A 25,821-nucleotide genomic window follows, 5' to 3' on the forward strand; every position below is an offset into this window, starting at 1 on the left:
GCACAGGCTTAAACACAGTTGCAGTAGTATCTTGTTGCAAGGGCGTACTCTAGCCCTCTTAGCTCCAGTACAATCGCCCGCTGACGGTTCCCGGCCTATCGGGCCCACTCTATTTAGCTACTCTTTCAGAGATCATGAAGCCAACTACCTTATTTGCTGCCCTGCTGGGCGTAGTCATCGGCGCTGGTGGCGCCATTTATTACGCTAAAAATGTCCCTACCCCGACAACAAACAGCCCGCTCAGCGCACCGAACACCACCGGTTCTGCCCAGACCCTGACACTGGGTCAATCCAGCTCGGGCGAATTGACCAGCAAGAGCTTTTTGAACCTGAGCGACGGCGTACGCAGCAGCTTGTTCGACGTTAAAGCCGAAGCGGGCCAGATCATCAAGATCAAAGTAACCGGTCCTTTGCGCCCGCAAATCAGCGTGCTGCGCAATGGCGAACTGATCTCGCGCACTCAGCGCTGCGAAGACTGCCCTGAAAGCGAAACCAAGAACCAGGCAACTACCCTAGGCTTTAAGGCCGACTTTAACGACACCTACCAAGTTGTCGTCAGCGGCTTTAACACCAGCGCTTACGGCCCCTTCCAAGTGAATGTGGACACGCTGGAATCCTACTCCGGCGAACCCTTGCGCCAAGACCAGAGCATTAATGACTGGGCGATGGGCGGCCAAAAGCGCTACCGCTTGAATATCGAGAAAGATGGCTTGTACAGCCTGACCATGAAGGCCGAGCAAAACAGCCTGGACGCCTACCTGAAACTGATGGATCGTCGCGGCATTGAACTGGCTTCGGACGATGATAGCGGCGGCGGCACTGATGCTCGCATGCAGGTCTATCTGAAAGCAGGCGAATACATTATTCAGGCCAGCTCGGCTATCGGTTCGCAAAACTTCCAGGGCGGTTTCTCGCTGGAAATCAAACCTGAAGAAATGACGGGCGAGATCGAGCTGAAATCGGGTGATAGCCTGAGTCTGGACGGCGACGGCAAGACGGGCCTGTTCACCGGCGAGAGCCAAAGCTACAGCTTCACCCTGTCCGAGCCCAAGCTGGTAACCGTGCAAATGGACGCCCAAGGCTTCCAGGCCGGCCTGCAAGTGGATTCGATCACGGCCAATCAGTACGGCGATGAATCCGGTCAGCAACGTGTCCGTGGCGTCATGGGCGCAGGCGAACACCGCGTGACTATTTCTGGCTCGAGCCAAGCCGGTCTGTTTGTGCTGAACGCCTCGGCTGATGACGTTCCTGAAAACGCCGGTGGTGGTGTGCTAAAGGTGGGCGAACCTCGCCAAGCCTTGATGCTGCGCGGTATTACCAGCGACAGCTACCAGTTGAATATTCGTCAGGCAGGCCACTATGTCATTGACATGACCTCCCCGACCTTTGACACCTACCTGGTTCTGCGCAAGAACGGTCAAACCGTGGCCGAAGATGATGATAGCGGTGGTGATCTGAATGCACGTCTGGAAGTCCAGCTGGAGCCGGGCGAGTACGAAGTCAGCGCGACCTCTTTGGGCAGCTATGACCAAGACATGGAATATGAGTTGACCGCTACACGTCGCTAAAACGACCCTGGCGGGATGAATCAAGGCTGAAAGCGCTATTGCTTTCAGCCTTTTTTCTTGCCCAGACCTAGGGATTGCTTGATCTGAAACAAGCCTTATCAGGCTACAGGGTATTCACCTAAAGAGCACGGCCCCCACTCGAAAGCCCGCGAAAACAAAGGGTTTGGGAGCTATTTTTAGCTGCTTTGCAGCGCAGGTTTGATCTGCTTACGATTTGCTTCTGGGATTTTCTTGATAATATAAATGCAAATCATTATCATTAATTTCATTATTGATGCGCTACCTTTTATCAGGAGCAATGCATGCAGACGCTTACTCAACAGCCACAGAACGCCCTGGTCCACCGTGACGAACTCGCCTCCTGGCGCAATTTGATTGCTCAAGGCAATCAGGCTTTCCAGTCATGCAATTACGCCGATGCCATCGCGCACTATCAGCAAGCGCGGGCCTATGTGAAACCATTGCTGTTTGGCTCCTGCGATGGTGAAGGGGCAGACGCAACCATCGCCGCCTGGGTCATTGCCCACTTGAATCTGGCGGATGCCTGCGAGCAACTAGGCCAAAGCGATGAGCAAGGCTTGCACCTTTGCACCGCCCATGAAACCCTATGCTGCGCTGCGGCGAATACTCGTCTGGCGGATGACTGGCGCATGGCAGCCTGGCAACACAGCCGACGCACCTATGCCGAACTGGCCCGCTACGCACGCCGCTACCCTCATCATGTCCCTACCTGCTCTGCCCTGTTTTTAGGGGCGGTCAGTCCGCAGGAACGCGCCTTTTCTCATTGATTTTGACTCAACTGCCCAAGCCTGTTGTGCCTGGGATTATCAAGGAGTGTGTCTTGTCTTACACCTTGCCCGACCTGCCCTATGCCTACCATGCGTTGGAACCGCATATCGACACCCGGACGATGGAGATTCACTACAGCAAGCACCATCAGACCTACATCAATAATCTGAATGCGGCGATGGAGGCAGCCGGTCTGCCCTGCCCCCCTATTGATGAATTGCTTACCGGGCTCAATACACTGCCGGACAATGTGCGCGATACGGTACGCAATAACGGCGGCGGCCATGCCAACCACAGTTTGTTCTGGACGGTGATGACACCGGATTCGGATCAGACCTTACCCAAAGATTTGGCTCACGCCATTGACCGGGACTTGGGTGGATTCGAGAAGTTTAAAGAAGCCTTTACCAAGGCCGCTATTTCCCGGTTTGGCAGCGGTTGGGCCTGGCTGAGCGTGACGCCAGAGAAAAAGCTGCTTGTGGAAAGTACGGGAAATCAGGACAGCCCGCTGATGCATGGCAATACCCCCATCCTGGGTCTGGATGTGTGGGAGCATGCCTACTACCTGAAATACCAGAACCGCCGCCCTGAGTACATTGCCGCGTTTTTTAATGTGGTCAATTGGGCCGAAGTTTTGAGGCGCTACCTGGAAGCGGTCAAGTAATTTGCTTCAGGAATGACCCTAGCCGTGTCCATTGGGGACGGAAATCACAGCACTACTGCCCCCCCTGCAATACCCTCAAGTGAACCCTCCAAACCGGAGGGTTCTTGTTTTTGGCTAAGGCAGTGCAGCATTCTCAACCCGGTGACCGGGGTTTGGCCTGATTGCGCTCACCAGTATCAAACGCTATGTTGATAGTTAGCGTCCTTAGCAAATCCATCCTCAGGCCCTGCCATGTTGAGTCTCTGCGATCGTATTCAATCCCTGCGTTCCTTGTTCCACTTCGATGCGGTGCAGCTACTGGGTTGTACACCGCAAAGCCGCACGCATTTGGAGCTGCATTGCGAAGGCTATAACCGAAACTGCGCTTCTGCCTTGGGAACCGGTTTTCCACAGATTTACGCCCCCGGCTTTACGGCGCAGGCGTCACCCCACGACTTGTTGCCGCCCTCTATTTCAGAGTGTTCAGACACGATGGACCCGCCTTTTCGCAGCACGGCCATCTATACCGATGCGCTACTGCAAGGCGGATTTCAGGACGGGATGACGGTAGAGCTGCAACGCGGGGGCAGCTACTTGGGCATGATCCACTTTTCCTCTCAACAAGCCGGGCGCTTTAATCGCCACGTGCGCACCCTGGCGCTGGGTGCGAAAGTACTAATGGAAGACGCTCTGCAAAGCATGAGCACGGAAAATGGCAGCGTCTTGCATCTGGTCCCGCAGGCAGGTGGGCTGGTCTTGCGTGAAGATATGGCCAAGGGGGCATCTGAATTCAGCCCCGCACTGGGCCAAGCGCTGTCCTACATGCGTCAGGACAGCTCAAACTTGCAGGCGTTTTGGTTGGAGGGAAAGCGTAGCTACCGATTACAAGCGCAGCGATTTCCTAAAGGGGATGTATTGGTACGGCTGGCTCCCGCCGCCTTGCCCGCCGCGCTAAGCGCCAAGGAAATGCAAGTCTTGGGCTGGCTTATCACGGGTTTTACCGACCGGGAAATCGCCGCCAGCTTGTTTCTTAGCGAGCGCACGGTGCACTCCCATGTCACCTCCGTACTGCGCAAGCTGGGCATTACTCGACGCACAGAGGCCGCTGTGAAAGCGGCCTTGAATCATTGGTATGTCCCGGATGCGCACGGCGCCATTTTGGCCGCCGTGCCCGGACTGTGCCACTGAGGGGCTAGCTCCGGACACAGCGTGATCTACGCGGCAAGGAGCCGCTTAACGCAGACCACTCAGCAAGCCAGCCGCCTCATCCACGCAGGCACGTTCGGCATCCAACAGAGTATCGCCACCCATCCCTCCCAGGAATTCCGCATAGGGATCTGGCAAGCTGCGCACGCCCGTCAATTCCTCAATAACGGCTTGACCGCAAAATGGCAGATAGTGTGGGCTGTAACCCCCTTCCTGCACGAAAGCGATGCGACCCTCGCAGATTTCTTCTGCGCAGTCGATGACCTGACGCGCCATCTGCCGAAAACCAGATGCGGTCACCATCATGCGAGCCAAGGGGTCCATCATGCTGGCGTCAAAACCCGAGCCCACAATAATCAGCTGCGGTTTATACGCTCGCAGAGCAGGCAGCACTACTTTTTCCATCGCATAGGCATAGGCTGCATTACCGCCACCGGGCGGCAATGGCACATTCAGGTTGTAGCCCAGGCCTTCGCCTTCACCACGCTCGCTTGTGTAGCCACTATTGGCTGGGAAGCACAGGTGCTGATGCAAAGAGATCGTCAGCACCGAAGGATCATTCCACCAAATATCCTGCGTTCCATTCCCGTGGTGCACATCCCAATCCAGAATAGCGACGCGGTCCAGACCCAGTTCCTCGCGGGCATAAGCGGCGGCTACGGAGGTGTTATTGAAAATGCAAAAACCCATCGCCCCGGCGCGTGGCGCATGGTGGCCGGGCGGGTTGACCAAGGCATAGCCGTTGCTGACTTCGCGGCTGACAACTTGCTTGACCAGTTCAATTGCCCCACCAGCGGACAGCATGGCAATTTCCAGTCCGCCATTTCCCATGGTCGTGATGCCATCGCCCGTGTCGCCGCCTGTCGGCAAGGCGCTGACACGCTGCATATTGGCCAAATGCTCTGCCGTGTGAACACGCAAAATATCCTTGTCCCGCGCAGGCTTGGCTTTGATGCTGGTCAGATGGTCAATTTGCCCAGATGTGCACACCAATTCGTGAAAGCGGCGTTTTGTATCCGGATGAGCCAGATGGTGGCTGATGGGCTGCAAGCGTGCAGCCAGACTCGCGGAAGCCAGACTGCCCGTTCCGGTGTCCACCCAGCCGTACAGCGTATTCCAAACATATCCTGTCGCCATGTCGTCTCCTTTGTTTTGATTTACTTGGCATGACTATGGTAGTTATCTGGACCGCTGAAAGAATCCGTAGGATTGCCGAATTTGGGTTAGACAATCCGCGATGCGTCCCCGAGCGGGGCAAGCTCCATAAGCTGTGCTCCACAGGCCTGCACCAGCTCAGCATCGTGACTGGCAAACAAAACGACGCGATCCTGGGACCAGATTTTGAACTGTTCGGCCAGGACGACACGCGCCTGCGTATCCAGCCCGTTACTCGGGCCGTCGGCAATAATGACAGCGGGGTCACCCAAGGCGGCCGCCGCGAGGAATACCTTGCGACGCGTCCCTGTCGACATCTGCTCAAAGCGCTTATCCAAATGCTCCTCCAGCCCCAGGTCATAGGCCAGATCCAGCACGCTCGCATCTAGGCCAGTATTCTTTTCCGCAGCCATTTGCTCCAAAAATCCGCGCCCTGTTTGCGAAGGAAAAATCAGGCAATTGTCCGGCACATAGGCCATACGGGCCCTGGCTTGCTTGGGCGTTTGAGCCAGCGAATGGCCGTCAACCCAGACCTCTCCGGCATCCGGCTCAATAAGGCCGGCAATAATGCTCAACAAGCTGGATTTCCCCGTGCTGTCTTCTTCACAGAGCGCAATGCATCCGGGCGAAAAAGTACGGGTCAGCCCTTGGAATACCTGATGGTCGCCGTAGTGTTTACTGAGATTGTCGATTCGTAGCATGCTGGAAGTCAGTGATAAAAAAGCGCCAGAGCTGAAAAACCCCTTAACTGGCGAAATAAAAATTGAGCACAAGGCTCTCTCTTCATGGGGGCTTTAGTATAGGCCTTCGCGATGGGCCTCTTACAGCCGATTGCGAACCCTGGACTCGGCACGGTTTCAGCATTCTTGACTCAGCGTTTTATCCCGCCGTTCGCCTGCTGTGACCCGCCTTTGTCAACACGCTTTGATCTGAAAAAAATAGCCTGAAACAAGGCAGGCTTGTTCAGGCTATTTTTCAAAGGACTAGGTTGGTGCGTGGCGGCTCGGTGCCCGCTTTCAGCACTTAGCCCAAGGCAGTATCCAGCAACATCATCAAGACAAAGCCCACCATCAAGCCACCCGTTGCAAAAGTCTCATGCCCTTGCCGGTGTGACTCCGGGATGATCTCGTGGCTGATTACAAACAGCATGGCACCCGCCGCAAAGCCCAGACCAAAAGGCAGCAAAATCAGCGAACTACTCACTGCCACAGCTCCCAAAACGGCACCAATGGGTTCGACCAAACCACTGGCCATCCCCAACAGAACAGAGAAAGTGCGGCTATAGCCTGCTGCCAACAAGGCCAACGCTACCACCAGGCCTTCGGGAACGTCCTGGATAGCGATACCTGTGGCCAATGCATTGGCACGTACACCTTCATTGCCCACATAGCCCACACCAATTGCCAAACCTTCAGGAAAGTTGTGCAGGGTAATGGCAATCACAAACAGCCAGGTGCGGCGCAGCTTGCTGGCGGACGGGCCGTCCGGCCCTTCACGACCTTTAATAAAGTGCTCATGTGGCAAGATGCGATCCAGCAGCATCAAGGCCGCAGCACCTAGCAAAATGGACAGGCCCACAGCGGAGCCTGCGCCCCAACTACCGCCCCCAAAGACTTGCTGCTTCTCGGCCGCTTCCAGACCTGGCAAGACCAGCGAGAAGGCACAAGCGGCCAGCATCACCCCTGCTCCAAAGCCATAGAGCGTGTCTTGTGTGCGTTGCGACATGGTTTGGGAAAACATGACAGGCACGGTTCCCAGAGCTGTTGCCAAGGCAGCTACCGAACCGCCGACCAAGGCCTGCAAAACCACGGGGTGATCTTGTACGTATAGCCAGAACTGGTGACAGATGGCCCACACGCCCCCCATGGAAATAATCAGCCCAATCCAGAGCCGAAAATGCTGTCGCCAGTTCGGCGACGCTCCCTTACCGGGCAAAAAAGTGTGGCTTATTTTCGGTTTCATACCGGTGCGCCCCCAAGAAAAATACGCTATCCCAGGATGCCCCTCAGACGGCAAAGAGCCGTAAAACGGCTCTTTGCAAGGACATGGATGCAGTCAAAACCATCATAGCGACTTCCTATTCGATTTAAAACATAAATATTGAAATGCTAACAATTCTCATTAGCATTTCAGCAAATATGCCACAATTCAGGAAAACCGCTCTTGCCTGCTCAACTTTAATGCGTAGTTTTAAGGGGCCAGCAACAGGTCTACAAGGACAAATTCAGCGCCTTATGTTGCGTGCAATTGCTGCTTGATCAAGTCCAGACCTTGAGCTTGCGTGAGCACGGCCTCTTGCAAATCGGCCAGCTCTTGCTTCAATTGATCCAGGCTACCTTGTGCTTGTGCCACCACTTGCTCGGCCATCTCTTGAGCATGGCTCATGACCACATCGTTCAAACTCATATACAAACGGTTGTAGTCAATCAAAGGCGGCTGCCCTTCCCCTTGGTCTTCGAATACCTCGTATTTGATGTGCGCTGGCAAACTGAACTGGGGCGCAGCCGGCTGCGTCAATTGATAGTTGGCCAGGACGCTGCGGGTCTGCAAAGCAAACTCATCACTCAGGATCTGACGTAGCTGGGAACACGCTGCTGCCACATCCTGACTGGCGGCATGATTCTCCAACACCTGCGCCAATTGGGGGACCACTTTGCGCCATGTGCCCTCGGACAAGGTCTGAACAGCTCCTTGCAGCACAGCGGTTTGCTCGCCAATTGCTTGATTCAATGGGCTAGCCGCCTGCTCCAGCGTTTGACTGAAAGGGCTCAAGATGAGCTCTTCAATATGATGCAATTGCAGCTCCGCCGGTTTGCGTTGCTTATAGGCCAAGGCCGGTACCAACAGCTTTTGCAAAGCCACATACAAGCGCTCGAAACCGGCCTGCTCCAGCGCTAGCTCCGAATCATCCTGGCTACGAGCCATATGAACCGACAAGGACAGGGCGGGTTTCAGCAAGGTACTGCTCAGGCCCCAATGCTCCAAGGCTTGTGCAGCCCGGCTCATCACGTCCTCTTCCTGCAACTGCCGGTTCTCCAGCGTTTTATTGCACAGGACTTTGACGATTTCATCGTCAATTTCGTCCTCTTCAATACGGTCGCTGCGGGTAATGACTGGCAGCAAAGGTTTGTTGCGACGCAATTCCAGCAGCAAGTCTCCCAGCTCCTGAACTTGGCCGGGCGCACTGGAACTGCTCAGCCACAAAAGGGCATCCGTACTTTCTAAAAACTGCTGTGTCAGTGCCGCATTATGAGCATTGGCCGAGTGCAAGCCGGGGGTATCCAACAACACCAGCTTGTCGCCCAGGCATACCCCTTGCAAAGCCACTGTGGTTTCGGTGGCCCCTTCCTGAAACCCCTCCGGCATGGCCTGCATCTGACCATCAGCCAAGCGGAAAAAATCGACGCTTTGACCTTGGCGGCGAAAACGATCGGCCAAGAAATTACACAGAGAACTTTTGCCTGCATTGAAAGAGCCAAACACCAGCAACATGATCCGGTCACGAAAACGATCCGCCAGATCTTGAGCCGGGGCCAAGGCCGTCCAGGACTGAGCCCAACTGTCTCTTTGCAATTGCAAGGCTTGATTCAGATGCTGCGCACTCTGCGCCAAGCCCGCATCCTGAACCAGACCTGTCTGGCTTAAGGACTTGTCCTTTGTTGTCTGGCCCAGGTCCGCCAGCCACTGTTCCATCTGTGCGATGGCGGGCTGGTTATCCTGGCTGGCGGGCTGCAGAGCAGCAACCGCCTGGATAAAACTGCTTTCCACCGCCATTACGACTGCTCCAAAGAAGACAGGCTATCCAAGGCCCGACGGGTCTGTTCAAGCTGCGCTTGCGTGCTTTCAATCTGCCTTTCCAACGCAACACGGCCATCCGACACTTCAAAGTAATGGCTGAAATCCTGCACCAACTTGTCACGTCCGGCTTGTTCACAAAAGATTCGGCGCAAATCGGCGCGGTATTTCACCGACACCCCCATTACTGCAATCATGACGGTATCCATGCTGCGAACGGAGGTACGCTGCGCAGCAGGCAGACCTACGGCGCCATATTCCACCAGATGACCGTTAATGGCGATACATGCGCGCGAGTAAGCAATCTGCAAACGAGCACGCTCCTGCTTGCCGGCTGTCATCTTGAAGCCAAACTCGAAGGTATCCGGCACCAGGGACTGGTCGACACCGGGGGCATTGATCACCGGCTCCAGATCCTTTTCTATCCCTTCCAGAATTTGGCGCAAACCTTCACGGAAAGCGATGCCCTGCTGCTTCTGAGTGTCTTGCAGGCTGGATAAGCGTTGCGCTTGATCTTGCTGCAAGGCCTTCAGTTCCTGTGTCAATTCGGCCAACAAGGCAGCTCGCTCGAATTCACGCGCTTGTGGCACACGCTGCAAGGCCGCTTCCAGCGACGCTTGCAAAGTGGGGATACCGCTTTTCTCCAGCATGCGCTGCTTTGCGCCCTCGCGCCCTTGGCGGTAACGCGTGCTGGACACAGGATGCAGCGTCACACCAGCGCATTGCTGCTGAATCGCCGTCAGCACCTTGTCTTGCTGTTCATCATCGGCCAATTGGTCGATCTGGCTGATAACCACCAGGTTTTGACGTTGGGAGCGCTGATGATCGGCCGCCAACTCTTGCAGCAGATTACTTTCCAGCGCATCCAGTTCGCCTTCCTTGGCGGCATGGACAAACAGGCGAATGTCAGCCTGCAGCCCCATCGCTTCCCGAGCCAGCGCATCGTCCTGCAGGGCGACGTCAGCATACAGACCAGGCGCATCCAGCCAACGCACACCCGCTTGAACGTGCTCGGCCAGGGCGACGGTTTCGCGTCGGTCTGCGACATTAAAAACATCGCTGCCCATCAGCTCGTTCAGCAAACGGCTTTTGCCGTGATTGTATTTTCCGACTACGGTCACCGTTGGCGGCACGTTCTGCTGCAAAAGAACGCACAAACGATCCAAATCCCAGCGGCGCTGCGGCAATACCGCCAAAACAGGCTCTAATACATGATCAAGGGATGGTGCCAACTGATTCATAGTCTCTTCCTTTTTTCAACTTTGCCTGGACCTAACAAACGGTAGGCCAACAAGCCGAACACCACACCCCAAAATGCGGCGCCCAGTCCAAACAAGCTCATTCCTGATGCGGTTGTCAAAAACGTGATGACCGAGGGCTCTATATAGCCACTTTCACTGACCATCACCCGCATATTGGCCACAATGGCCCCGATCAAGGCCAGACCCGCCAAGGCTGCAATCAGCGAGGCAGGCAAAGCCGTGAACAGATAAACAATGGCACCGGCAAAAGTGCCACCCAATAAATAGAACACCCCATTGGCAACCCCGGCCAGATAGCGCTTATCGGGATCGGGGTGCGCATCCTTGCCGGTACACAGCGCTGCTGTAATCGAGGACAGCACAATAGTGATGCCGCCAAAACAGGCCACCAAAACCGACGCCAGACCTGTGCCCGCCAATACGGGACGCGATGGTGTGGGATAGCCAGCCAGCTGCAAGACCGCCATGCCGGGCAGAAACTGCCCCGTCAAACTGACCAGCACCAAGGGCAAGGTCAGGCTTAACAAGGTAGCGATATTAAATTCCGGGGTGATCCAGACCGGACGGGCCAGTTCCAGCTGAAAGGCTTCCATGTGGATTTGCCCGTTCAGCATGGCCATCACAAAACCGGACAAGGCCACCAACACAATGGCGTAGCGTGGCAAGAAACGCTTGCCCAGCAAATACACCGCAAACATCACCAGGACAATGGCGGGCATATCACCGCTGGACTTGAACGTCGCCATCCCGAACTGCAACAAAATACCGGCCATCATCCCGCCGGCAATGCCTTTGGGAATGAAGGAAAGAATCTTCTCAAAACCACCTGTCAAACCGATGATGACAATGATCAGGGCTGCGCTCAGGTATGCCCCCACCACTTCGGGCATGCTGATATCCGGAAACAAGGTCAGCAACAAGGCCGTCCCCGGTGCCGACCAGGCCGTAATAATGGGCAGCTTCAAATAGGCACTCAGGAGCAAACCGCTCAGACCCGCGCCTATGGAGATCGCCCAAATCCAGGAGATCAGTTCTGCGTCAGCAATCCGTCCTACCTGTGCCGCCTGAATAAAGATCAGCAAAGGCCCTGCGTAGGCAATCAATACCGATAAAAACCCGGCCACCCACACCGATGCCGATCCAGTTTTCAATCCCATCGTTTTGTCTCCCAAGTCTCGTTTTTTTAGAATTCTCAACTGTACTCGTGCTCAGGCTGCCCTGGGATCGCAGCCCGAGTTTTTTACCGCCCGGCCACACGCCAAAGACACAGCGTGGGGCCCCTCTCCAGCTAAAAAACTTAAATAGCCGAAGGGTGCGTGGCCATCGGGGTAACAGAGATCTGCATGTAGGGGAACAAAGGCAAGGCGCTGAGCACGTTGTGCAGCTCTTCATTGCTTTCCACATCGAACACGCTGTAGTTGGCGTACTGACCCACCACACGCCACAGATGCGGCCATTTGCCCGAGCGTTGCAATTCCTGCGAGTAGGCCTTTTCTTCGGCCTTGATGCGGGCGGCTTCTTCGGCAGGCAAAGAAGCAGGAATATCAACAATCATGTGAACCAGATAAAGCATGGTGTTCCTTTCTAAAAACGACAATCAAGCTCGGGCACTCAGGCCTGGGCTAAAAAACTCAATACGGCGCGCTCGAAGGCTTCGGGCGCTTCCAGATTGGACAGGTGCGAGGCCGGTACGATAGCCACCTTAGAACCGGCAATGCGGGCCTGCATGGCCTGGGCATCTGCAACGGTGGTGACCGGGTCCCACTGACCGGCCAGCAGCAAGGTGGGAACCGTAATGCTGCTGATCTGTTCGCGCAAGTCCGAATCGGCCAAGGCATCGCAGCAAGCGGCGTAACCCAAGGGGTCCAGCTTGGCCAGACTGTCCTGCATCTGCTTAACCAGCTCAGGCGACTGCTGAATAAAGGTCTCGCCAAACCAGCGTGAAGGAGCCGATTCAGCCAAGGCACGCATCTGCTCGGCACCACCTTGGCGCAACGTGTTGGCCCGTTCATTCCAGGCTTGGGCAGTCCCGATTTTGGCGGCGCTATTGCACACGACCAAGGCATTCAAGCGCTCGGGGGCATTCACACCCAGCCACAAGCCGGTATGACCGCCCATGGACAGGCCACAAAATGCGGCGCGCTCAATATCCAGCGCATCCAGAATCGCCAGGACATCGCGCCCCAAATCCTTGAAGCGGTACGGGCCCGGCGTGACCGGGCTGCCACCATGACCACGGGTGTCGTAACGGATCAAGCGATAGGATTTGGAAAAACCCTTGACCTGCGGGTCCCACATTTCCTGCGTGGTCCCCAGGGAGTTGCTCAGGATCAGGGCCGGGGCCAGCGGATCACCCTCAACGCTGACACGAAACATACCCTGAGCCGTATTCAATGCACTGGCTGTCATGCTCATCAGCCCTCTCCCTGAGCGGGAGGAGCAATGGGCAAGCCGACCATCTCTTCCAAGGCTTCACGTGTCAATCCGGGCACCAGATCAATCAATTGCAAGCCATCCGGCGTGCAAGCCAAGGTAGCCAGATCGGTATAGACGCGCTTCACACACGCCAAGCCCGTCAAAGGATAGCTGCACTGCTGCACCAATTTGCTGACACCTTGCTTGGTCAGCACGTCCATCATGACCCAGGTCTGTTTGGCACCGATAGCCAGATCCATGGCACCGCCTACAGCTGGGATCGCACCCGGTTCGCCTGTGCTCCAGTTGGCCAGATCACCCGTGGCCGACACTTGAAACGCACCCAGCACACAAATATCCAGATGGCCGCCGCGCATCATGCCAAAGCTGTCGGCATGGTGAAAAAACGCACCACCGGGCAGCAGCGTCACCGCTTGCTTGCCCGCATTGATCAAGTCGTAATCTTCCTGGCCTGCGGCCGGTGCCGGACCCATACCCAAAATGCCATTTTCACTGTGCAGCACCACTTCCACGCCTGCGGGCAAATGGTTGGCTACCAAGGTGGGCATACCAATGCCCAGATTTACATAGGCACCATCATGGATGTCCTGGGCGACACGCTGCGCCAATTCGTCTTTACTGCGGCGCTGATAATTGAGCGTCATGCTATCCCCCTTCATGCTCTGTCCATTCATGCCTTGAACCCGCCTGCTTCTGTGCGGCTGCGTGGCACCACCACGACACGACGCACGTGAATGCCTGGCGTCACAATCGTTTCCGGGTCCAGCTGACCCAATTCGGCCAGTTCAAACACACTGGCAATCGTGGTGCGAGCCGCCGTGGCCATGACGGGGCCAAAGTTGCGCGCCGCCATGCGGTAGGTCAAATTGCCCCAACGGTCCCCCCGCTCGGCTTTGATCAGGGCGACATCCCCATGAATAGGTTCCTCATAGACATGCCAGCGGCCATTGATCAAACGGGTCTCTTTGCCCTTGGCCAGTTCTGTGCCATAGCCTGTCGGGCAGAAAAAGCCACCGATACCCGCACCGGCGGCGCGCAATCGTTCGGCCAGATTGCCCTGGGGCACCAGTTCCAGCTCGATCTTGCCGCTGCGATACAAGTCATCAAATACCCAGGAATCAGCCTGACGGGGGAAGCTGCAAATAATCTTGCGCACCCGGCCCGTTTTGAGCAAAGCCGCCAGCCCCACGTCGCCATTACCCGCGTTGTTGTTCACGATGGTCAGATCACGAGCGCCTTGCTCGATCAGCCCGTCGATCAACTCTGTGGGTATGCCAGCCGTTCCAAAACCACCGACCAGAATCGTGGCGCCGTCCTGCACATCATGCAAAGCCTGTGCAACACTGCTTACCTGTTTATCGATCACTCCGTTCTCCGTATAAAGCACTGACGCTACGGATGGGCACAGCAAGCGCGGCGGCTTGCCTATGCCCTTACGTCAGGCACAACACAAACGAATCAGTCCAGGCCCCGGCGTAACACGCAGGGGCCTGGACTAATGCAATACTTAGGCGGCCAGACGTGCGCGATTCACGACCTGGTTATCCTTGCCATCGACCAGCGGGGTCAAGGCAATATCAAACACAATCTCTGCAAACGGGCCGTCCAGATTTTCAGCCGCGATACGAGCAGGATCTGTGTGCTCGGTCAGCGGTGGCACCAGGCCGTCACGGGTGGCGTAGGCGAAGTCGTCATACACCAGCGGATCGCCATCAATATTGATCTGCGTAGTCAGCTTGCGGTGGCCAGGAGCCGTCACAAAAAAGTGAATGTGGGCAGGACGGTTACCGTGACGACCCAGCTCGTTCAGCAAGCCTTGGGTAGGACCATCTGGAGGACAGCCGTAGCCCTTGGGCACAATGCTCTGGAACTTGTAGCGGCCGTTTTCATCGGTAATGATGGTGCGGCGCATATTGAAGGCTTGCTGCTCGCCCGTAGGGTCAAAGTGCGAGTAAAAACCTTTGGTATTGGCATGCCAGACTTCAACCTGGGCACCCGCAATAGGCTTGCCGTCCGCACCGGCCACTACGCCGTGCATGATGAGAGTTTCGCCAGCGGTATCGGAACCATCGTCCAGACGTGCGAAACCTTGCTCCACAGGAGCGCCCGACACGTACAAAGGACCTTCAATGGTACGTGGTGTGCCATTGTCCAGACCCAGTTCCTTGTCCAAAGCGTCCATGCGCATGTCCAGGAAACGGTCAAAGCCCAGACCGGGAGATACCAGACCAGCTTCACTGGCTGTACCCACACGGTTCAGGTAGGCCACGGCAGCCCAGTACTCGTCGTTGGTGATTTCCAGATCTTCAATGGTCTTGAACAGATCGCTGATGATGCGATACATGATCTGTTTAACGCGTGGATTGCCACCGGGCTGATCCAGGCCAGCGGCCAAACGCAGGAAATCTTGTACATCGGGTGTGTCAAAAATTTTAACGCTCATTCTGTGTCTCCTAATATCTTGAGAGAAGTGTTCCAAGCAAGACCGGTATGTCCGACCTCTTATTTCGCCATGGCGGCCGAAGCGACTCGAACTTGCGTCTTGTCACGGCGGAAATACTGGACGCGCTCCTCGTCCAGTACGATACCCAAACCCGGCCCCTGAGGTATCTGTAATTCAAAATTGCTGTAATTCAGTGGCTCTGCCAGAATTTCTTCGGTCAGAAGCAACGGTCCGAACAACTCCGTGCCCCACTGCAATTGGTTAACCGTTGCGAACACCTGGGCGGCGGCAATCGTACCGATCGCCCCTTCCAGCATGGTGCCGCCATACAATTCAATACCCGCTGATTCTGCTATGGCAGCAACGTGCAGCGCGGCACGCAAACCACCGGATTGCTCAATCTTGATGGCAAACACATCGGCAGCACCATCACGAGCCAGCGCAAACGCAGAGGCCGGTCCAGTCAAGGATTCATCAGCCATCAGAGCAATCGGGAAGCGGCCTTTCAGATCCGCCAAAGCATCCGCACGGCGCACCGGCTGCTCGGCCAGCGAACAACCTGCATCTACCAGACCCGCCATACCGTACTGAGCCTGCAAGGGGCTCCAGGCCATGTTCACGTCCACGCGAACATCAGCACGATCGCCCAATGCTTTTTTGATGGCCGCCACGTGAGCCACATCATCCTTGACCGGACGACGACCAATCTTGAGTTTGAAAATACGGTGACGTGCTTGCGCCAACATGCGCTCGGCCTCGTCAATGTCCTTGGCGGTATTGCCCGATGCCAGCGTCCAGGCGACCGGCAGGCTGTCACGCATGCGTCCACCCAGCAAATTGGACACGGACAGGCCCGTGCGCTTGCCCAATGCATCAAACAAAGCCGTTTCTATAGCGCTCTTGGCAAAGCGGTTTTCCTGAATGGCGGTGTTCAAACGCGCCATGATGGCAGGTACGGCATTGGCATTGGCGCCCAGCAGCAAGGGCGTAAAGTACGTGTCGATGGCCAGCTTCATGCCTTCGGGCGACTCGGCGCCGTAGGCCAGACCACCAATGGTCGTGCCCTCGCCCAGCCCAACCGTGCCGTCCGAACAGTACAAGCGCACCAGCATCAAAGTCTGGCCTTGCATGGTCGTCATCGCCAATTGATGAGGACGGATCGTAGGCAGATCCAGCAGCAGAGTCTCCACCCTTTCGATCAGGGCTGGAGCTGCTAAGAGTTGAGAAGATTGCGTGTGTTCCATGGCTTGATTGAACACGAAGCAGGCCAGCCATATCCAAGACTAAATAGGTCTAGTTCTATACCTTATGGGTATAGTTTCTGATATAAATATTAAAAATCAAGAAACTAAACCCTCTCAATTCAGCCAAGGTATGGTTTTCCCTTATGGATCTACGACAACTCCGCTATTTTGTCGCGGTCGCCGAAACACGCAACTTCACGCGGGCCTCCGAGCGCCTGCACATGGCTCAACCGCCACTCAGTCGCCAGATTCAGTTGCTGGAAGAAGAACTGGGCGTCACCCTCTTGCTGCGCAACGCTCGGCCCTTAAGGCTGACCGAAGCGGGACGGGTCTTTTATGAACAGTCCTTACAGATTCTGAGCCGGGTTGATCAGCTAATCCACACCACCCGGCAGATCGGCCTGCATCAACGCCAGACCCTGTCCATCGGCTTTGTGGCCTCCACCTTGTATGGGGGCTTGCCAGCCTTGATGCGCAAGCTGCGTCACCAATACCCGGAAGTGGACATGCAAACTGTGGAGCTGACTTCCATGCAGCAACTGGATGCCTTGAAGTCGGGGCGCATTGATGTGGGCTTTGGGCGCATCAGATTAAATGACGCGTCCTTGCAAAGGACGGTATTAAGAGAAGAACAGCTGGCCCTGGCCATTCCACCCAGCTCGGAACTGGCGGACTCCGATGCCCCTTTAAGCCTGAAACAGGTGCAAGGTCAAAAACTGATCGTCTACCCGAAAGAGCCCCGGCCCAGCTTTGCGGACCACATTTTGCACCTCCTGCATGACCAAGGCATACGCCCCGCTGAAGTCTATGAGGCAGGAGAGCTGCAAACCGCTTTAGGTCTGGTCGCGGCCGATTCCGGACTGTGCTTAATTCCTACATCAGCCCGGCTGCGGGTGGATCTGCACTATCGCTTAGTGGAAGAAGCCCAGGCGACCTCACCAATTATTCTGACGCACAGGATTAACGATCAGGCCTGGTATATCGACGCGATCAAGGAATTAGCTGCGGACATGTAAAACCGCAGTCAACCTGCCCGCCTACCCCTATTTCCTGGAACGCGATTGACGGCTGCTTGAAGCCTCTCTAATATCGTTAACACGTTAAATAAAATTAGAGACAAGCATGGAACAGCTAGAGATTCATATCACAGGCAAAGATCCTATCCGGGCCACTCTTTGGACAGCGGCATCCCCTAAAGCGTTTGTCCTGATTCAACCGGCCACCGGCGTTCCTCAAGATTTCTACCGCAGTTTTGCCGAGTATCTGCACGGACTGGGTTTCCATGTGCTGACATACGACTATCGCGGCATTGGTCGTTCTTGCTTGAAGGATATTCGTCAGTACGACGTATCCATGTCTGACTGGATGCTGGAGGACACGGTTTACGTGACTGACTGGGTAAGGGAACGATTTACGCAGCTGCCTCTACTGGCGGTAGGACACAGTGTGGGCGGCCATGCAATTGCCCTTTCATCCGCTACCCAGGCTCTACGTGCCGGGGTGATGATCGCCTCTCATGCAGGGATTACTGCTTTGATCCAGGCCCCTATGGAACGCTTGCGGGTGGGAATGGTGATGCGAGTCTTGGCCCCGATTCTGTGCCGTTTATGCGGCTATATGCCGGCCCGTCGTTTGGGCTTAGGGGAAAATCTGCCGCGTTCGGTGATGCAGCAGTGGAGCCGCTGGACCCGGCTAGCCAATTATTTCTATGATGATCCGCTGCTGGGTGCCAGGGAACGCGCCAGTCAAGTGCGAATTCCTTTACTGGTCTTAGGCTTTGATGATGACCCTTGGGCCAACCCCCAAGCGATTTCGCAATTGTTAGGGCCCATCAAGAACGCGCCCATCGAGCGCCTTCACATTCAGCATAAAAATGTCGGTGTGCCTGGAATCGGGCATATGGGTTTCTTTCGTAAACGCAATGCCCAGGCACTTTGGCCTATAGTGGGCGACTGGCTACTCAAGCACAGCCAAAGTAGCCTTACAGCACACTCATAAAAAGCTTAAAAAGACCCTACCGAGACATGAGCACTCCGTCCCAACCGCGTTTTGTTTTTCTGCTGAACCACGCCCATAAAGCTTTGCAGCGCTGGATACAAAAGCAGCCCGCCGCCTGGACGGACATTAGCGCCGCGCAAGTGGGAATGCTGTTTCTGATTCGCTCGCAAGGTTCAGTAACGGTGGGCGAAGCCGCCAATGCGTTGCAAGTTGCGCCGGCCGCAATTACCGGGCTGTCCAAGCGCATGCAGGCTGCCGGGCTGATCCAACGTCTGGTTGATGATGTTGATACGCGCAAAATTTGTTTGACGCTGACACCCGCCGGGGAACAAGCCAGTGTGCAAGCCAAAGCGACCTTGCAGACATTGAACCAGCACTTGTCGGACGGGTTTAGCGAAGAAGAATTAAACGTGGTGGCCCGATGGCTCAATCAGGTGACTCGCCTGGACCATCCCGTCGAAAAAGACGACTCTGCCACAGTTCCAAAGTCTTGATTTCAGCAGGCCGCTACGGTTCTGAGGCCACCCAGGAAAAGCAGCCTGCATAGGCATCAAATAGCGGCATCGTCTTTCCCGACAGCTCAAGCAGATAAGCGGAATACCCCGCTCCACCAATAAAAGAACGGCTAAGCCGCATCTGGCTTGCCGTTCCTTTCTATCAATCAAGCAACAACCAAGCTTAGGCGTCGACCATCTCAAACCGCGCCGCCGCGTTCATTACCGCCATCACGCTGGCTGTAATGATGTTTGCGTGCTTGCCTACCCCAAATTTGGAGCCGGGCACGCCAGGCATGACGGCCTCAACAATCGCCATGGCGCAAGCATCCGCTCCTGAGCCCAAGCTGCGCTCTTCATAGCTGTCGATACGCAAAGACAGATTCAAGGCAGCCACTGTTGCGGCGATCGGGCCGTTACCCGCCCCCGTATAGCGTTCTGCCTCCCCATTGGCATTAATGCAGAGCAATTCAATGCCCTGCCCTTGAGCATCGTCGAACAAGCGATGGGATTGATAGCGAACGCTGCCTTTACTGTGGTGAGCCTGCAAATAGCTTGCCTCGAACAGCTCCCAAATCTGCTGACTGTTCAATTCTGTCTCGCTGGAATCGGCAATCTGCTGAACAATGGCGCTGAACTCCACCTGCATGCGACGCGGCATGACGATGCCGTAATCACGTTGCAGCAAAAAGGCAATTCCGCCTTTGCCAGACTGGCTGTTCACGCGCACGATGCTGTCGTAAGTGCGGCCCAAGTCTTTAGGATCTACGGGCAGATACGGGACGCGCCACGGGGCATCTTCTTTCTGCACCGCAAAACCTTTAGCAATCGCATCCTGGTGGGAGCCTGAAAAAGCGGTGAACACCAAGTCCCCTACATAGGGATGGCGTGGGTGAATAGGCAAGGCTGTCGCCTCTTCCGCGATACGAGCCACGGCTGAAATATCGGAGAAATCCAGCCCCGGAGCGATGCCCTGGGTGTACAGGTTCAGCGCCAAAGTCACCACATCCAGATTGCCGCTGCGCTCGCCATTGCCAAACAAGCAGCCTTCCACGCGCTGCGCACCGGCCAGCATGGCTTGTTCAGCGCAAGCAACGCCCGTACCGCGATCGTTATGCGGATGCACCGACAAGACGATATGTTCACGTCGATCCAGATGGCGGTGCATCCATTCAATCTGGTCTGCAAACACATTGGCCGTGGTCACTTCTACCGTCGTGGGCAAATTGATAATCATGGCTCGATTCGGGCCTGCATCCCAAGCCTGAATCGCCGTATTGCAAACTGCTAACGACACCTCCAGCTCGGCCATGCAGAAAGTCTCAGGCGAATACTGCAATACCCATTCGGTTTCGGGATGCGCGTCGGTCAGGCGTTTGAACAGCTCCACATGATGCCGCACCATTTCGATGATTTGCGGCACGTCCATCTTGAACACAATTTCCCGAAAAGCAGGTGCGATGGCATTGTAGAAATGCACAATCGCTCGCCGTGAGCCCGCTACGCTACGCACCGTGGTTTCAATCAAATCTTCACGCAGCTGGGTGATGACCATGGGCGTGACATCGTCCGGGATCATCTTTTCATCAATCAACTGGCGAACGATATCAAAATCCGTTTGCGAGGCGGACGGAAAGCCCACCTCAATTTCCTTGAAACCAATGCGCACCAGCTCCTGGAACAGACGCAGTTTGCGTTCACGGTTCATGGGTTCAAACAGGGCTTGATTGCCGTCACGCAAATCGGTGGACAACCACACGGGTGCCTGGCTCAGCGTGCGCTGGGGCCACTGACGATCAGGCAAGTTCACGACGGGAAAGGGACGGTATTTATGGGAAGGATCAGCCAACATAGAAGCCTCGAAGATAGGGAATGACATACCTGGCTTCCCTGCTCCAAAGAGCTGGCTACCGTCGGGGTCTGGGGAAACCAGGATAGGACCATTCGCAAGCGCATGCGTACGGACCCCGACGGGATGTCAGGGCTAGTAGGCTTAGCGATAGCAAGTGCAAATGAGTCACAACAGGTTCAACCCCAAAGTGCTTGATGAAGACGATAAAAGCACTTTAGACTGCAAGACGCATGACCTTCTATCAAAAAATAGTCATTTGTTTTATCAATTTGGACATTACGCACCATGGGCTATGCCTCTCCCCAGCACGGCGGGCAAGCATTGGATCTATCGCACTCCGATAGCTCCCCCTTGCTGGTCAGCGGTGTCATCGAGCACTATCCGGCCGGGCACGAAGTCCCCCGGCACAGCCACCCCCGTGGTCACCTGCTGTATGCCACCCAAGGCGTATTGCTGGTGCAGGCCGCCACGGGCCAATGGCTGGTGCCGCCCACTACCGCCGTCTGGCTACGTCCGGGCATCCCGCATCAACTCAGCGCAACAACGGCCGTGCATGTACATGGTTTGTTTATTGATGAGATTCTGGCCAGCCAATTGCCCGCCCATGACTGCGTATTGCATGTCACCCCTTTAGTGCGTGAATTGATCGCCGCCGTGGTGCAGCTTGTGCCACAAGCCAATCCGCCACTGCGAGACACCCTGCTGGGACAGCTTTTAATTGAAGAGCTAAGCGTGCTGCGGCCGCTGCCATTTCATTTGCCCTGGCCAGAAGAGGCGCTAATGAAGCGTATATGCGAAGACCTGGTGGGATCGCCCTCACAGCAAAGCACCGTAGACGAACTGGCACACCGCTATGCCCTGACGCCCAAAACCTTGCATCGGCGTTTTCTGAAAAGCACGGGAATGAATGTAGGGAGATGGCGGCAACAGATGCGGCTGATGGCATCCATCCAGCTCTTGCTGCAAGGCATGTCCATCACGCAAGCCGCGCTGGAAAGCGGCTATGAAAGCTTAAGTGCGTATTCAGTGGCGTTCAAAAAGAGTTTCGGCTATCCGCCCTCCGAGTTCCTGGCGACATTGAGCCAGTACCCGCAGCAGGACATGACGTCCCCATAGCTTGGAGTCGGCATCGAATACGGCAACAGACATCAAGACTAAGCCGCCACTTAGCCTGGCAAGATCAGCTCTTGCAGACTTCCTGCCGCAATTGCTCGGCCGACAGCTTAATCATCTTGCCGTTTTCAAGCAGCACGACCGAGGTATTGGTCTGCATGGCCACAAAGCGCGCGGACTGCGCTGCGCGCTCCAAGGCTGCCAAGGAAGCCCGCAAGTCCGGGTTTTTTGCTTTGGAAATATCTTCTTTATTCATCTTTCTCTCCCCACTCCAACAGAACCGGCACACTGCCTGAGTTGTCGTACAACACCCAGTCATCCACTCGATCTCGATAGTGGTGCAGGAAATTTTTCATGCCAGCCGCAAAGCGGCGGCGAATAACGGGTTCAGGAATATTATGCCCACCCTGCCGCACCCGTTCAGCGACCCGCGCTATTGCCATATCCGCACTGGGCAAGCTCAAAAAATACAAGCTGACTCTATATCCTAGTGACTGCCACTTCTCGATATGACGCACATAGCCTTGACCGGACAAGGTGGTCTCCAAGGCAAAGCTCTCGCCCTGGCGTACTACCTCCCTGAGCTCATCCAGCATCACACGCCCAGCCTTGATGGCCGCATTTTCCGGTGCAAAAGGCGACAAGCCCGCTGCAATCAGATCTGCATTAATAAAGCGCAGCACCTCGGCCTCGGCGGGAAGGAAAGAACGTGCAAAAGTCGTCTTGCCCGCCCCGTTTGGGCCAGCAATGATCAGAATCTTTTTGCTCTTGCCCACGTCAGCGTTGTTGCCAGACATAAATACACCTAAACAATGTCCACATTGAACAGATTTGTATCATAGATTGATGGGCAGGCCGGGAATGGGCATGGATTAGGCCACCCCGTATCCGCTTGGAATACGCTGTTGTGCTCATTCTGCAGGCGGGCAAAATATATCTTTCAGCGTAGCAATCAGCTTGGCCACATTCGGATTCTCAATGCGGTAATAGAAGGTTTGAGCCTGCCGCCTATAACTGACCAAGCCCTCCTGGCGCATACGCGCCAAATGCTGGGACAAGGCCGAGGGGCTCAGCGCCACCATCTCGTTTAAGGCCCCCACGCTCATCTCCCCTTGCGCGGTCAACAAACACAGAATGACCAAGCGCTTAGGGTTACCAACCGCCTGTAATAAGGCCGCCGCCTGATCAGCACTGTCCTGCAAGAGTTCGATATCGGATTTGCCTTGGATCATGGTCAGAGACCGCCTTGATACTTATTAATTTAGAGAAAACTTAATTTAGCATATACTGAATTACTGTAATCGAATATCCGTTACCCCCAGACGCACACGCCAGCAGAAAACCGCGATCCACCGGGACGCTCTTGATCCCCACACGGCATAGCTGATAGCGTTGAACAAGCGTGGCAACTGCGTGCAAGGGCGGGATGTGGTTTCCCAGCAAGGCTCGAATCACTGACTGAATCAAGGAGAGTGTTTATGACTAAAACTGCTGCTTTTGTGTCGACTCTGTTTCATGCGCAAGGCAATCCCGACAAGGTCACAGTGGCGCTGACAATGGCCGTCAACGCCGTTCAGAAAGGCCACAGTGCTTGCCTGATTTTGATGGCCGAAGGTGTGGCGTTGGGCGTGCCCGGTGCTGCTGACCCCATTCGCATTGGCGAACCTTTTGAGCCGGCGGCCGATCTGCTCAAGAAGTATCTGGATCAAGGCGGACGCGTGGCCGTGTGCAAATCTTGCATGGTGCACAATGGCTTGACTGCCGAACAGATGGACCCACGCTTTGAGATCATCACCGCCCCCGATGTGATCGATTTGTTGATGGGCGCGACAGGGACCTTGCAGGTTTCTTGAGCCTGCACCCATCTGCCTTCAGAACGAACAGGCCAAAACCTTATTGGGTTTTGGCCTGTTTCGTTAAAGCCTTGAAAAACAGCGGTCTTATAAGTAAGTGGGCTAAATGCAAAACGGCCGTACCGCACACACAGAAGACACGCAACCCACAGCGCTAAAAACTCACGCTTCAGATCACAAAGCATGCATGTCTATTGAAGACCAGCTGTAGTCCACGCGGCTGAACCCGCTATTGCCCTGGCAACTGCCGAGACAAAGACACAAACACGATCTCCGGATCATTTTCATCCAGATTGTCGATCACACCGCTTTGCTGAAAACCTAGTTTTAAAAACAAGCGCTGCATGTCTTGATTGGACTGGTTCGTAGAGGAAAACAGCTTTTCAGTACCGCTAATCTGCCTGAAATAGTGCAGTAAGGCAGACCCGAGTCCTTGCCGACGACCCTCTGCTCCCACCATCAGCATCTCCACAAAGTCATGGCCGAAAAACTGATGGCTCAAGACGCCATAAGCCAGCAAGATGCCCTGCTTTTCCAACACATAACAATCAGACTGCTGAATCCAGGAGCGGATCTGCTGAGCTCGCTCAGGATCGCGCGGCACCACCGTATCCAGGGCCAGCAAACCTTCGTAATCGTCTAGCGTGGCTACTCGTATATTCATCTGCTTTTAGCCTTGTCCGTGCGCTTGCCAAGTACCGTCGGGCAAACGCTGATAGGTGCTGCGTCCAGAAACAATCACGCTTCCGGAACAGGCAAACCTGCATGATACCGGCACTGTCACGGGCCTACATCCTGACTTTTGAAAAGACCGTAAACGACTGACATTGCGCGCCCTGCACTGCCGTCCGGACAGACAGACAGGCTGACTCGCTGCAACGAGCGGTTCTTTATTCAATCGCCCAATTAGTCCCATCCCAAACACTTACGCTGAATGAGCCAGCAAAGCCTCCAGCAAAAAGAAAGTAGCGCAAGCGGACTCCACCAGTTCAGACTGGCCCGGTGCAACTTTATACAAGTGCCCCACAAAACGTCCCGTCTGACCGAGCTCTTCGTTTAACAAGGCATCCAGATACGCACGCGACTGCTCCAGCAGCCACTGCTGTTCCGGCAACCACTGCGCCAGCTCATACATGGCCAAGGATGCAATCGCCCAGGCGCTGCGGTCCAAGGGCATCACGGGGTCTGTTTGCCGAAGCAAACCATCCGCAAAACGCCCCCAACGTTCTTGCCAATATCGGCATGCATTAAGCGCGGCATGGGCATAAGACTTCCTGCCGTACACACGTACCGCCGTTGCCATACCTAATATGGCCCAGGCCTGCCCTCTTTGCCACGTCGCAGCCCCTTGTTCGGCCAATATTTCCTGGCCCCGCAGCAGCACCGTGTCCCGCCAGGCACCAGATCTTTTTTGCAGATAGCGCAGGCAGGCATCCACATGCCATTGCCCTAGCTGACGCGCCACCGGTCCACCCTGCGCATCCAATATCAGAAGTGTCGGGGCCAAGGCATCTACATTCAGAATATGCGCGCCAGCTTCCCCGCCCCCCATGCCCGAGCCCAACGGCCAGAATCCGCTGCTGACATCAAAGCTATCCAGCAAAACTTGGGCGGCCTGGTCCAACATGGCTTGCGCCTGCCTGTCCCCATGCCAGACACTGCCCAGACCCGCGCCATACCAAAACACAAAGCTGCGGTTGATGCTGGGTTCATCCCGCCACACCTGTAGTTTTTGGCTCCACAGCAAGGCCTGCTCTTTATCCTTGTCTTGGCCGCTGATCAAAGCGCGTCGCCACCACAATCCAGCCCAAAAACCACCCATCCAGGAGCCACGCCGTGACAGCGTCCATTGCTCTGCATTCGCCTGACGAAACAAAGGAAACTGATCGCCGCACTGCTGCGCTACCCGGTCCATATTGTTAAAAATGGCCTGCACCGTCGCGCTTGTCGCTACTTCTATCGTCATCCCG

At 55.5% G+C, this 25,821-nt stretch carries 27 protein-coding genes; 9 read left to right on the forward strand and 18 right to left on the reverse strand.

The genetic code is table 11. The features are described from left to right. Positions 1-134 precede the first annotated feature (134 nt). From AC1RSM_RS06210 to AC1RSM_RS06225, 4 genes are all read left to right on the forward strand, one after another. Entirely contained in the window at positions 135-1,568 is a 1,434-nt protein-coding gene (locus AC1RSM_RS06210; protein WP_492930504.1) for a hypothetical protein, read from the forward strand. 302 nt (positions 1,569-1,870) lie between these two features. Further along, a complete protein-coding gene (locus AC1RSM_RS06215; RefSeq protein ID WP_492930506.1) occupies positions 1,871-2,356 on the forward strand; it encodes a DUF2753 family protein in 486 nt (161 codons plus the stop codon). A 53-nt stretch (positions 2,357-2,409) separates the two neighbouring features. Further along, entirely contained in the window at positions 2,410-3,021 is a 612-nt protein-coding gene (locus AC1RSM_RS06220; RefSeq protein ID WP_492930508.1) for a superoxide dismutase, read from the forward strand. Positions 3,022-3,252: 231 nt separating this feature from the next. Beyond that, positions 3,253-4,188, forward strand: coding sequence for a helix-turn-helix domain-containing protein (locus AC1RSM_RS06225; protein WP_492930510.1), 936 nt, complete (start codon positions 3,253-3,255; stop codon positions 4,186-4,188). A gap of 45 nt (positions 4,189-4,233) precedes the next feature. Here AC1RSM_RS06225 and AC1RSM_RS06230 read toward each other — a convergent pair whose 3' ends face one another. The 12 genes from AC1RSM_RS06230 to AC1RSM_RS06285 form a co-directional block, all read right to left on the reverse strand. Further along, positions 4,234-5,343 carry a class II histone deacetylase gene (locus AC1RSM_RS06230; RefSeq protein WP_492930512.1) on the reverse strand — a complete coding sequence of 370 codons (1,110 nt, stop codon included), beginning with the start codon at positions 5,341-5,343 and terminating at the stop codon, positions 4,234-4,236. 86 nt (positions 5,344-5,429) lie between these two features. Further along, complete coding sequence (locus AC1RSM_RS06235) at positions 5,430-6,062, reverse strand: ATP-binding cassette domain-containing protein (RefSeq protein WP_492930514.1); 633 nt, start codon at positions 6,060-6,062, stop codon at positions 5,430-5,432. Between the two features lie 322 nt (positions 6,063-6,384). Then, positions 6,385-7,323, reverse strand: coding sequence for a ZIP family metal transporter (locus AC1RSM_RS06240; RefSeq protein WP_492930516.1), 939 nt, complete (start codon positions 7,321-7,323; stop codon positions 6,385-6,387). Between the two features lie 270 nt (positions 7,324-7,593). Then, positions 7,594-9,135 (reverse strand): GTPase, encoded by a 1,542-nt coding sequence (locus AC1RSM_RS06245; RefSeq protein WP_492930518.1) that lies wholly within the window; start codon positions 9,133-9,135, stop codon positions 7,594-7,596. Then, positions 9,135-10,397 (reverse strand): GTPase, encoded by a 1,263-nt coding sequence (locus AC1RSM_RS06250; protein WP_492930520.1) that lies wholly within the window; start codon positions 10,395-10,397, stop codon positions 9,135-9,137. Before AC1RSM_RS06250 ends, AC1RSM_RS06245 begins: the two co-directional genes overlap by 1 nt. Further along, a complete protein-coding gene (locus tag AC1RSM_RS06255; RefSeq protein WP_492930522.1) occupies positions 10,394-11,575 on the reverse strand; it encodes a benzoate/H(+) symporter BenE family transporter in 1,182 nt (393 codons plus the stop codon). Before AC1RSM_RS06255 ends, AC1RSM_RS06250 begins: the two co-directional genes overlap by 4 nt. A gap of 140 nt (positions 11,576-11,715) precedes the next feature. Beyond that, entirely contained in the window at positions 11,716-11,991 is a 276-nt protein-coding gene (gene catC, locus AC1RSM_RS06260) for a muconolactone Delta-isomerase (protein WP_492930524.1), read from the reverse strand. 38 nt (positions 11,992-12,029) lie between these two features. Further along, the gene (gene pcaD, locus AC1RSM_RS06265) at positions 12,030-12,833 is read right to left on the reverse strand and encodes a 3-oxoadipate enol-lactonase (RefSeq protein ID WP_492930526.1); all 804 of its coding nucleotides are present in this window, start codon (positions 12,831-12,833) and stop codon (positions 12,030-12,032) included. Next, complete coding sequence (locus AC1RSM_RS06270; RefSeq protein WP_492930528.1) at positions 12,833-13,498, reverse strand: 3-oxoacid CoA-transferase subunit B; 666 nt, start codon at positions 13,496-13,498, stop codon at positions 12,833-12,835. The genes pcaD and AC1RSM_RS06270 overlap by 1 nt, the downstream gene beginning before the upstream one ends. Before the next feature lie 26 nt (positions 13,499-13,524). Next, complete coding sequence (locus tag AC1RSM_RS06275) at positions 13,525-14,220, reverse strand: 3-oxoacid CoA-transferase subunit A (protein ID WP_009454565.1); 696 nt, start codon at positions 14,218-14,220, stop codon at positions 13,525-13,527. Between the two features lie 141 nt (positions 14,221-14,361). Continuing rightward, entirely contained in the window at positions 14,362-15,297 is a 936-nt protein-coding gene (gene catA, locus AC1RSM_RS06280) for a catechol 1,2-dioxygenase (RefSeq protein ID WP_492930530.1), read from the reverse strand. Between the two features lie 59 nt (positions 15,298-15,356). Beyond that, positions 15,357-16,541, reverse strand: coding sequence for a muconate/chloromuconate family cycloisomerase (locus AC1RSM_RS06285; protein WP_492931477.1), 1,185 nt, complete (start codon positions 16,539-16,541; stop codon positions 15,357-15,359). Between the two features lie 143 nt (positions 16,542-16,684). Between AC1RSM_RS06285 and AC1RSM_RS06290 the strand changes: the two genes are divergently transcribed. From AC1RSM_RS06290 to AC1RSM_RS06300, 3 genes are all read left to right on the forward strand, one after another. Beyond that, positions 16,685-17,557, forward strand: coding sequence for a LysR family transcriptional regulator (locus AC1RSM_RS06290; RefSeq protein WP_492930532.1), 873 nt, complete (start codon positions 16,685-16,687; stop codon positions 17,555-17,557). Between the two features lie 106 nt (positions 17,558-17,663). Beyond that, positions 17,664-18,539, forward strand: coding sequence for an alpha/beta hydrolase family protein (locus tag AC1RSM_RS06295; RefSeq protein WP_492930534.1), 876 nt, complete (start codon positions 17,664-17,666; stop codon positions 18,537-18,539). 26 nt (positions 18,540-18,565) lie between these two features. Continuing rightward, entirely contained in the window at positions 18,566-19,033 is a 468-nt protein-coding gene (locus tag AC1RSM_RS06300) for a MarR family winged helix-turn-helix transcriptional regulator (RefSeq protein ID WP_492930536.1), read from the forward strand. Positions 19,034-19,217: 184 nt separating this feature from the next. Here the strand turns inward: AC1RSM_RS06300 and AC1RSM_RS06305 are convergent, their stop codons facing one another. Further along, a complete protein-coding gene (locus AC1RSM_RS06305) occupies positions 19,218-20,885 on the reverse strand; it encodes a 2-isopropylmalate synthase (RefSeq protein ID WP_492931479.1) in 1,668 nt (555 codons plus the stop codon). 285 nt (positions 20,886-21,170) lie between these two features. Here AC1RSM_RS06305 and AC1RSM_RS06310 point away from each other — a divergent pair, with 285 nt between their 5' ends. Next, a complete protein-coding gene (locus AC1RSM_RS06310) occupies positions 21,171-22,001 on the forward strand; it encodes an AraC family transcriptional regulator (protein WP_492930538.1) in 831 nt (276 codons plus the stop codon). Between the two features lie 64 nt (positions 22,002-22,065). Here the strand turns inward: AC1RSM_RS06310 and AC1RSM_RS06315 are convergent, their stop codons facing one another. The 3 genes from AC1RSM_RS06315 to AC1RSM_RS06325 all read right to left on the reverse strand — a co-directional run bounded on the left by AC1RSM_RS06315 (position 22,066) and on the right by AC1RSM_RS06325 (position 23,230). Further along, positions 22,066-22,254 carry a hypothetical protein gene (locus AC1RSM_RS06315; RefSeq protein ID WP_492930540.1) on the reverse strand — a complete coding sequence of 63 codons (189 nt, stop codon included), beginning with the start codon at positions 22,252-22,254 and terminating at the stop codon, positions 22,066-22,068. Continuing rightward, positions 22,247-22,795 carry an ATPase gene (locus tag AC1RSM_RS06320; protein ID WP_492930542.1) on the reverse strand — a complete coding sequence of 183 codons (549 nt, stop codon included), beginning with the start codon at positions 22,793-22,795 and terminating at the stop codon, positions 22,247-22,249. The genes AC1RSM_RS06315 and AC1RSM_RS06320 overlap by 8 nt, the downstream gene beginning before the upstream one ends. Positions 22,796-22,909: 114 nt before the next feature. After that, the gene (locus AC1RSM_RS06325) at positions 22,910-23,230 is read right to left on the reverse strand and encodes an ArsR/SmtB family transcription factor (RefSeq protein WP_492930544.1); all 321 of its coding nucleotides are present in this window, start codon (positions 23,228-23,230) and stop codon (positions 22,910-22,912) included. A gap of 246 nt (positions 23,231-23,476) precedes the next feature. Between AC1RSM_RS06325 and AC1RSM_RS06330 the strand changes: the two genes are divergently transcribed. Next, the gene (locus AC1RSM_RS06330; protein WP_492930546.1) at positions 23,477-23,851 is read left to right on the forward strand and encodes a DsrE family protein; all 375 of its coding nucleotides are present in this window, start codon (positions 23,477-23,479) and stop codon (positions 23,849-23,851) included. A gap of 229 nt (positions 23,852-24,080) precedes the next feature. Here the strand turns inward: AC1RSM_RS06330 and AC1RSM_RS06335 are convergent, their stop codons facing one another. Further along, the gene (locus AC1RSM_RS06335; protein ID WP_492930548.1) at positions 24,081-24,515 is read right to left on the reverse strand and encodes a GNAT family N-acetyltransferase; all 435 of its coding nucleotides are present in this window, start codon (positions 24,513-24,515) and stop codon (positions 24,081-24,083) included. A 261-nt stretch (positions 24,516-24,776) separates the two neighbouring features. After that, entirely contained in the window at positions 24,777-25,817 is a 1,041-nt protein-coding gene (locus AC1RSM_RS06340; protein ID WP_492930550.1) for a hypothetical protein, read from the reverse strand. Between the last annotated feature and the right edge of the window lie 4 nt (positions 25,818-25,821).

This window comes from Alcaligenes sp. GW821-FHT11D07, from assembly GCF_058808495.1.

Bases quoted from the DNA above. Each gene is read 5' to 3' on its own strand.
- AC1RSM_RS06210 (WP_492930504.1), top strand. From the start codon at position 135: ATGAAGCCAACTACCTTATTTGCTGCCCTGCTGGGCGTAGTCATCGGC.
- AC1RSM_RS06215 (WP_492930506.1), top strand. From the start codon at position 1,871: ATGCAGACGCTTACTCAACAGCCACAGAACGCCCTGGTCCACCGTGAC.
- AC1RSM_RS06225 (WP_492930510.1), top strand. From the start codon at position 3,253: ATGTTGAGTCTCTGCGATCGTATTCAATCCCTGCGTTCCTTGTTCCAC.
- AC1RSM_RS06230 (WP_492930512.1), bottom strand. From the start codon at position 5,343: ATGGCGACAGGATATGTTTGGAATACGCTGTACGGCTGGGTGGACACC.
- AC1RSM_RS06235 (WP_492930514.1), bottom strand. From the start codon at position 6,062: ATGCTACGAATCGACAATCTCAGTAAACACTACGGCGACCATCAGGTA.
- AC1RSM_RS06240 (WP_492930516.1), bottom strand. From the start codon at position 7,323: ATGAAACCGAAAATAAGCCACACTTTTTTGCCCGGTAAGGGAGCGTCG.
- AC1RSM_RS06245 (WP_492930518.1), bottom strand. From the start codon at position 9,135: ATGGCGGTGGAAAGCAGTTTTATCCAGGCGGTTGCTGCTCTGCAGCCC.
- AC1RSM_RS06250 (WP_492930520.1), bottom strand. From the start codon at position 10,397: ATGAATCAGTTGGCACCATCCCTTGATCATGTATTAGAGCCTGTTTTG.
- AC1RSM_RS06255 (WP_492930522.1), bottom strand. From the start codon at position 11,575: ATGGGATTGAAAACTGGATCGGCATCGGTGTGGGTGGCCGGGTTTTTA.
- catC (WP_492930524.1), bottom strand. From the start codon at position 11,991: ATGCTTTATCTGGTTCACATGATTGTTGATATTCCTGCTTCTTTGCCT.
- pcaD (WP_492930526.1), bottom strand. From the start codon at position 12,833: ATGAGCATGACAGCCAGTGCATTGAATACGGCTCAGGGTATGTTTCGT.
- AC1RSM_RS06270 (WP_492930528.1), bottom strand. From the start codon at position 13,498: ATGACGCTCAATTATCAGCGCCGCAGTAAAGACGAATTGGCGCAGCGT.
- catA (WP_492930530.1), bottom strand. From the start codon at position 15,297: ATGAGCGTTAAAATTTTTGACACACCCGATGTACAAGATTTCCTGCGT.
- AC1RSM_RS06285 (WP_492931477.1), bottom strand. From the start codon at position 16,541: ATGGAACACACGCAATCTTCTCAACTCTTAGCAGCTCCAGCCCTGATC.
- AC1RSM_RS06290 (WP_492930532.1), top strand. From the start codon at position 16,685: ATGGATCTACGACAACTCCGCTATTTTGTCGCGGTCGCCGAAACACGC.
- AC1RSM_RS06295 (WP_492930534.1), top strand. From the start codon at position 17,664: ATGGAACAGCTAGAGATTCATATCACAGGCAAAGATCCTATCCGGGCC.
- AC1RSM_RS06300 (WP_492930536.1), top strand. From the start codon at position 18,566: ATGAGCACTCCGTCCCAACCGCGTTTTGTTTTTCTGCTGAACCACGCC.
- AC1RSM_RS06305 (WP_492931479.1), bottom strand. From the start codon at position 20,885: ATGTTGGCTGATCCTTCCCATAAATACCGTCCCTTTCCCGTCGTGAAC.
- AC1RSM_RS06310 (WP_492930538.1), top strand. From the start codon at position 21,171: ATGGGCTATGCCTCTCCCCAGCACGGCGGGCAAGCATTGGATCTATCG.
- AC1RSM_RS06315 (WP_492930540.1), bottom strand. From the start codon at position 22,254: ATGAATAAAGAAGATATTTCCAAAGCAAAAAACCCGGACTTGCGGGCT.
- AC1RSM_RS06320 (WP_492930542.1), bottom strand. From the start codon at position 22,795: ATGTCTGGCAACAACGCTGACGTGGGCAAGAGCAAAAAGATTCTGATC.
- AC1RSM_RS06325 (WP_492930544.1), bottom strand. From the start codon at position 23,230: ATGATCCAAGGCAAATCCGATATCGAACTCTTGCAGGACAGTGCTGAT.
- AC1RSM_RS06330 (WP_492930546.1), top strand. From the start codon at position 23,477: ATGACTAAAACTGCTGCTTTTGTGTCGACTCTGTTTCATGCGCAAGGC.
- AC1RSM_RS06335 (WP_492930548.1), bottom strand. From the start codon at position 24,515: ATGAATATACGAGTAGCCACGCTAGACGATTACGAAGGTTTGCTGGCC.
- AC1RSM_RS06340 (WP_492930550.1), bottom strand. From the start codon at position 25,817: ATGACGATAGAAGTAGCGACAAGCGCGACGGTGCAGGCCATTTTTAAC.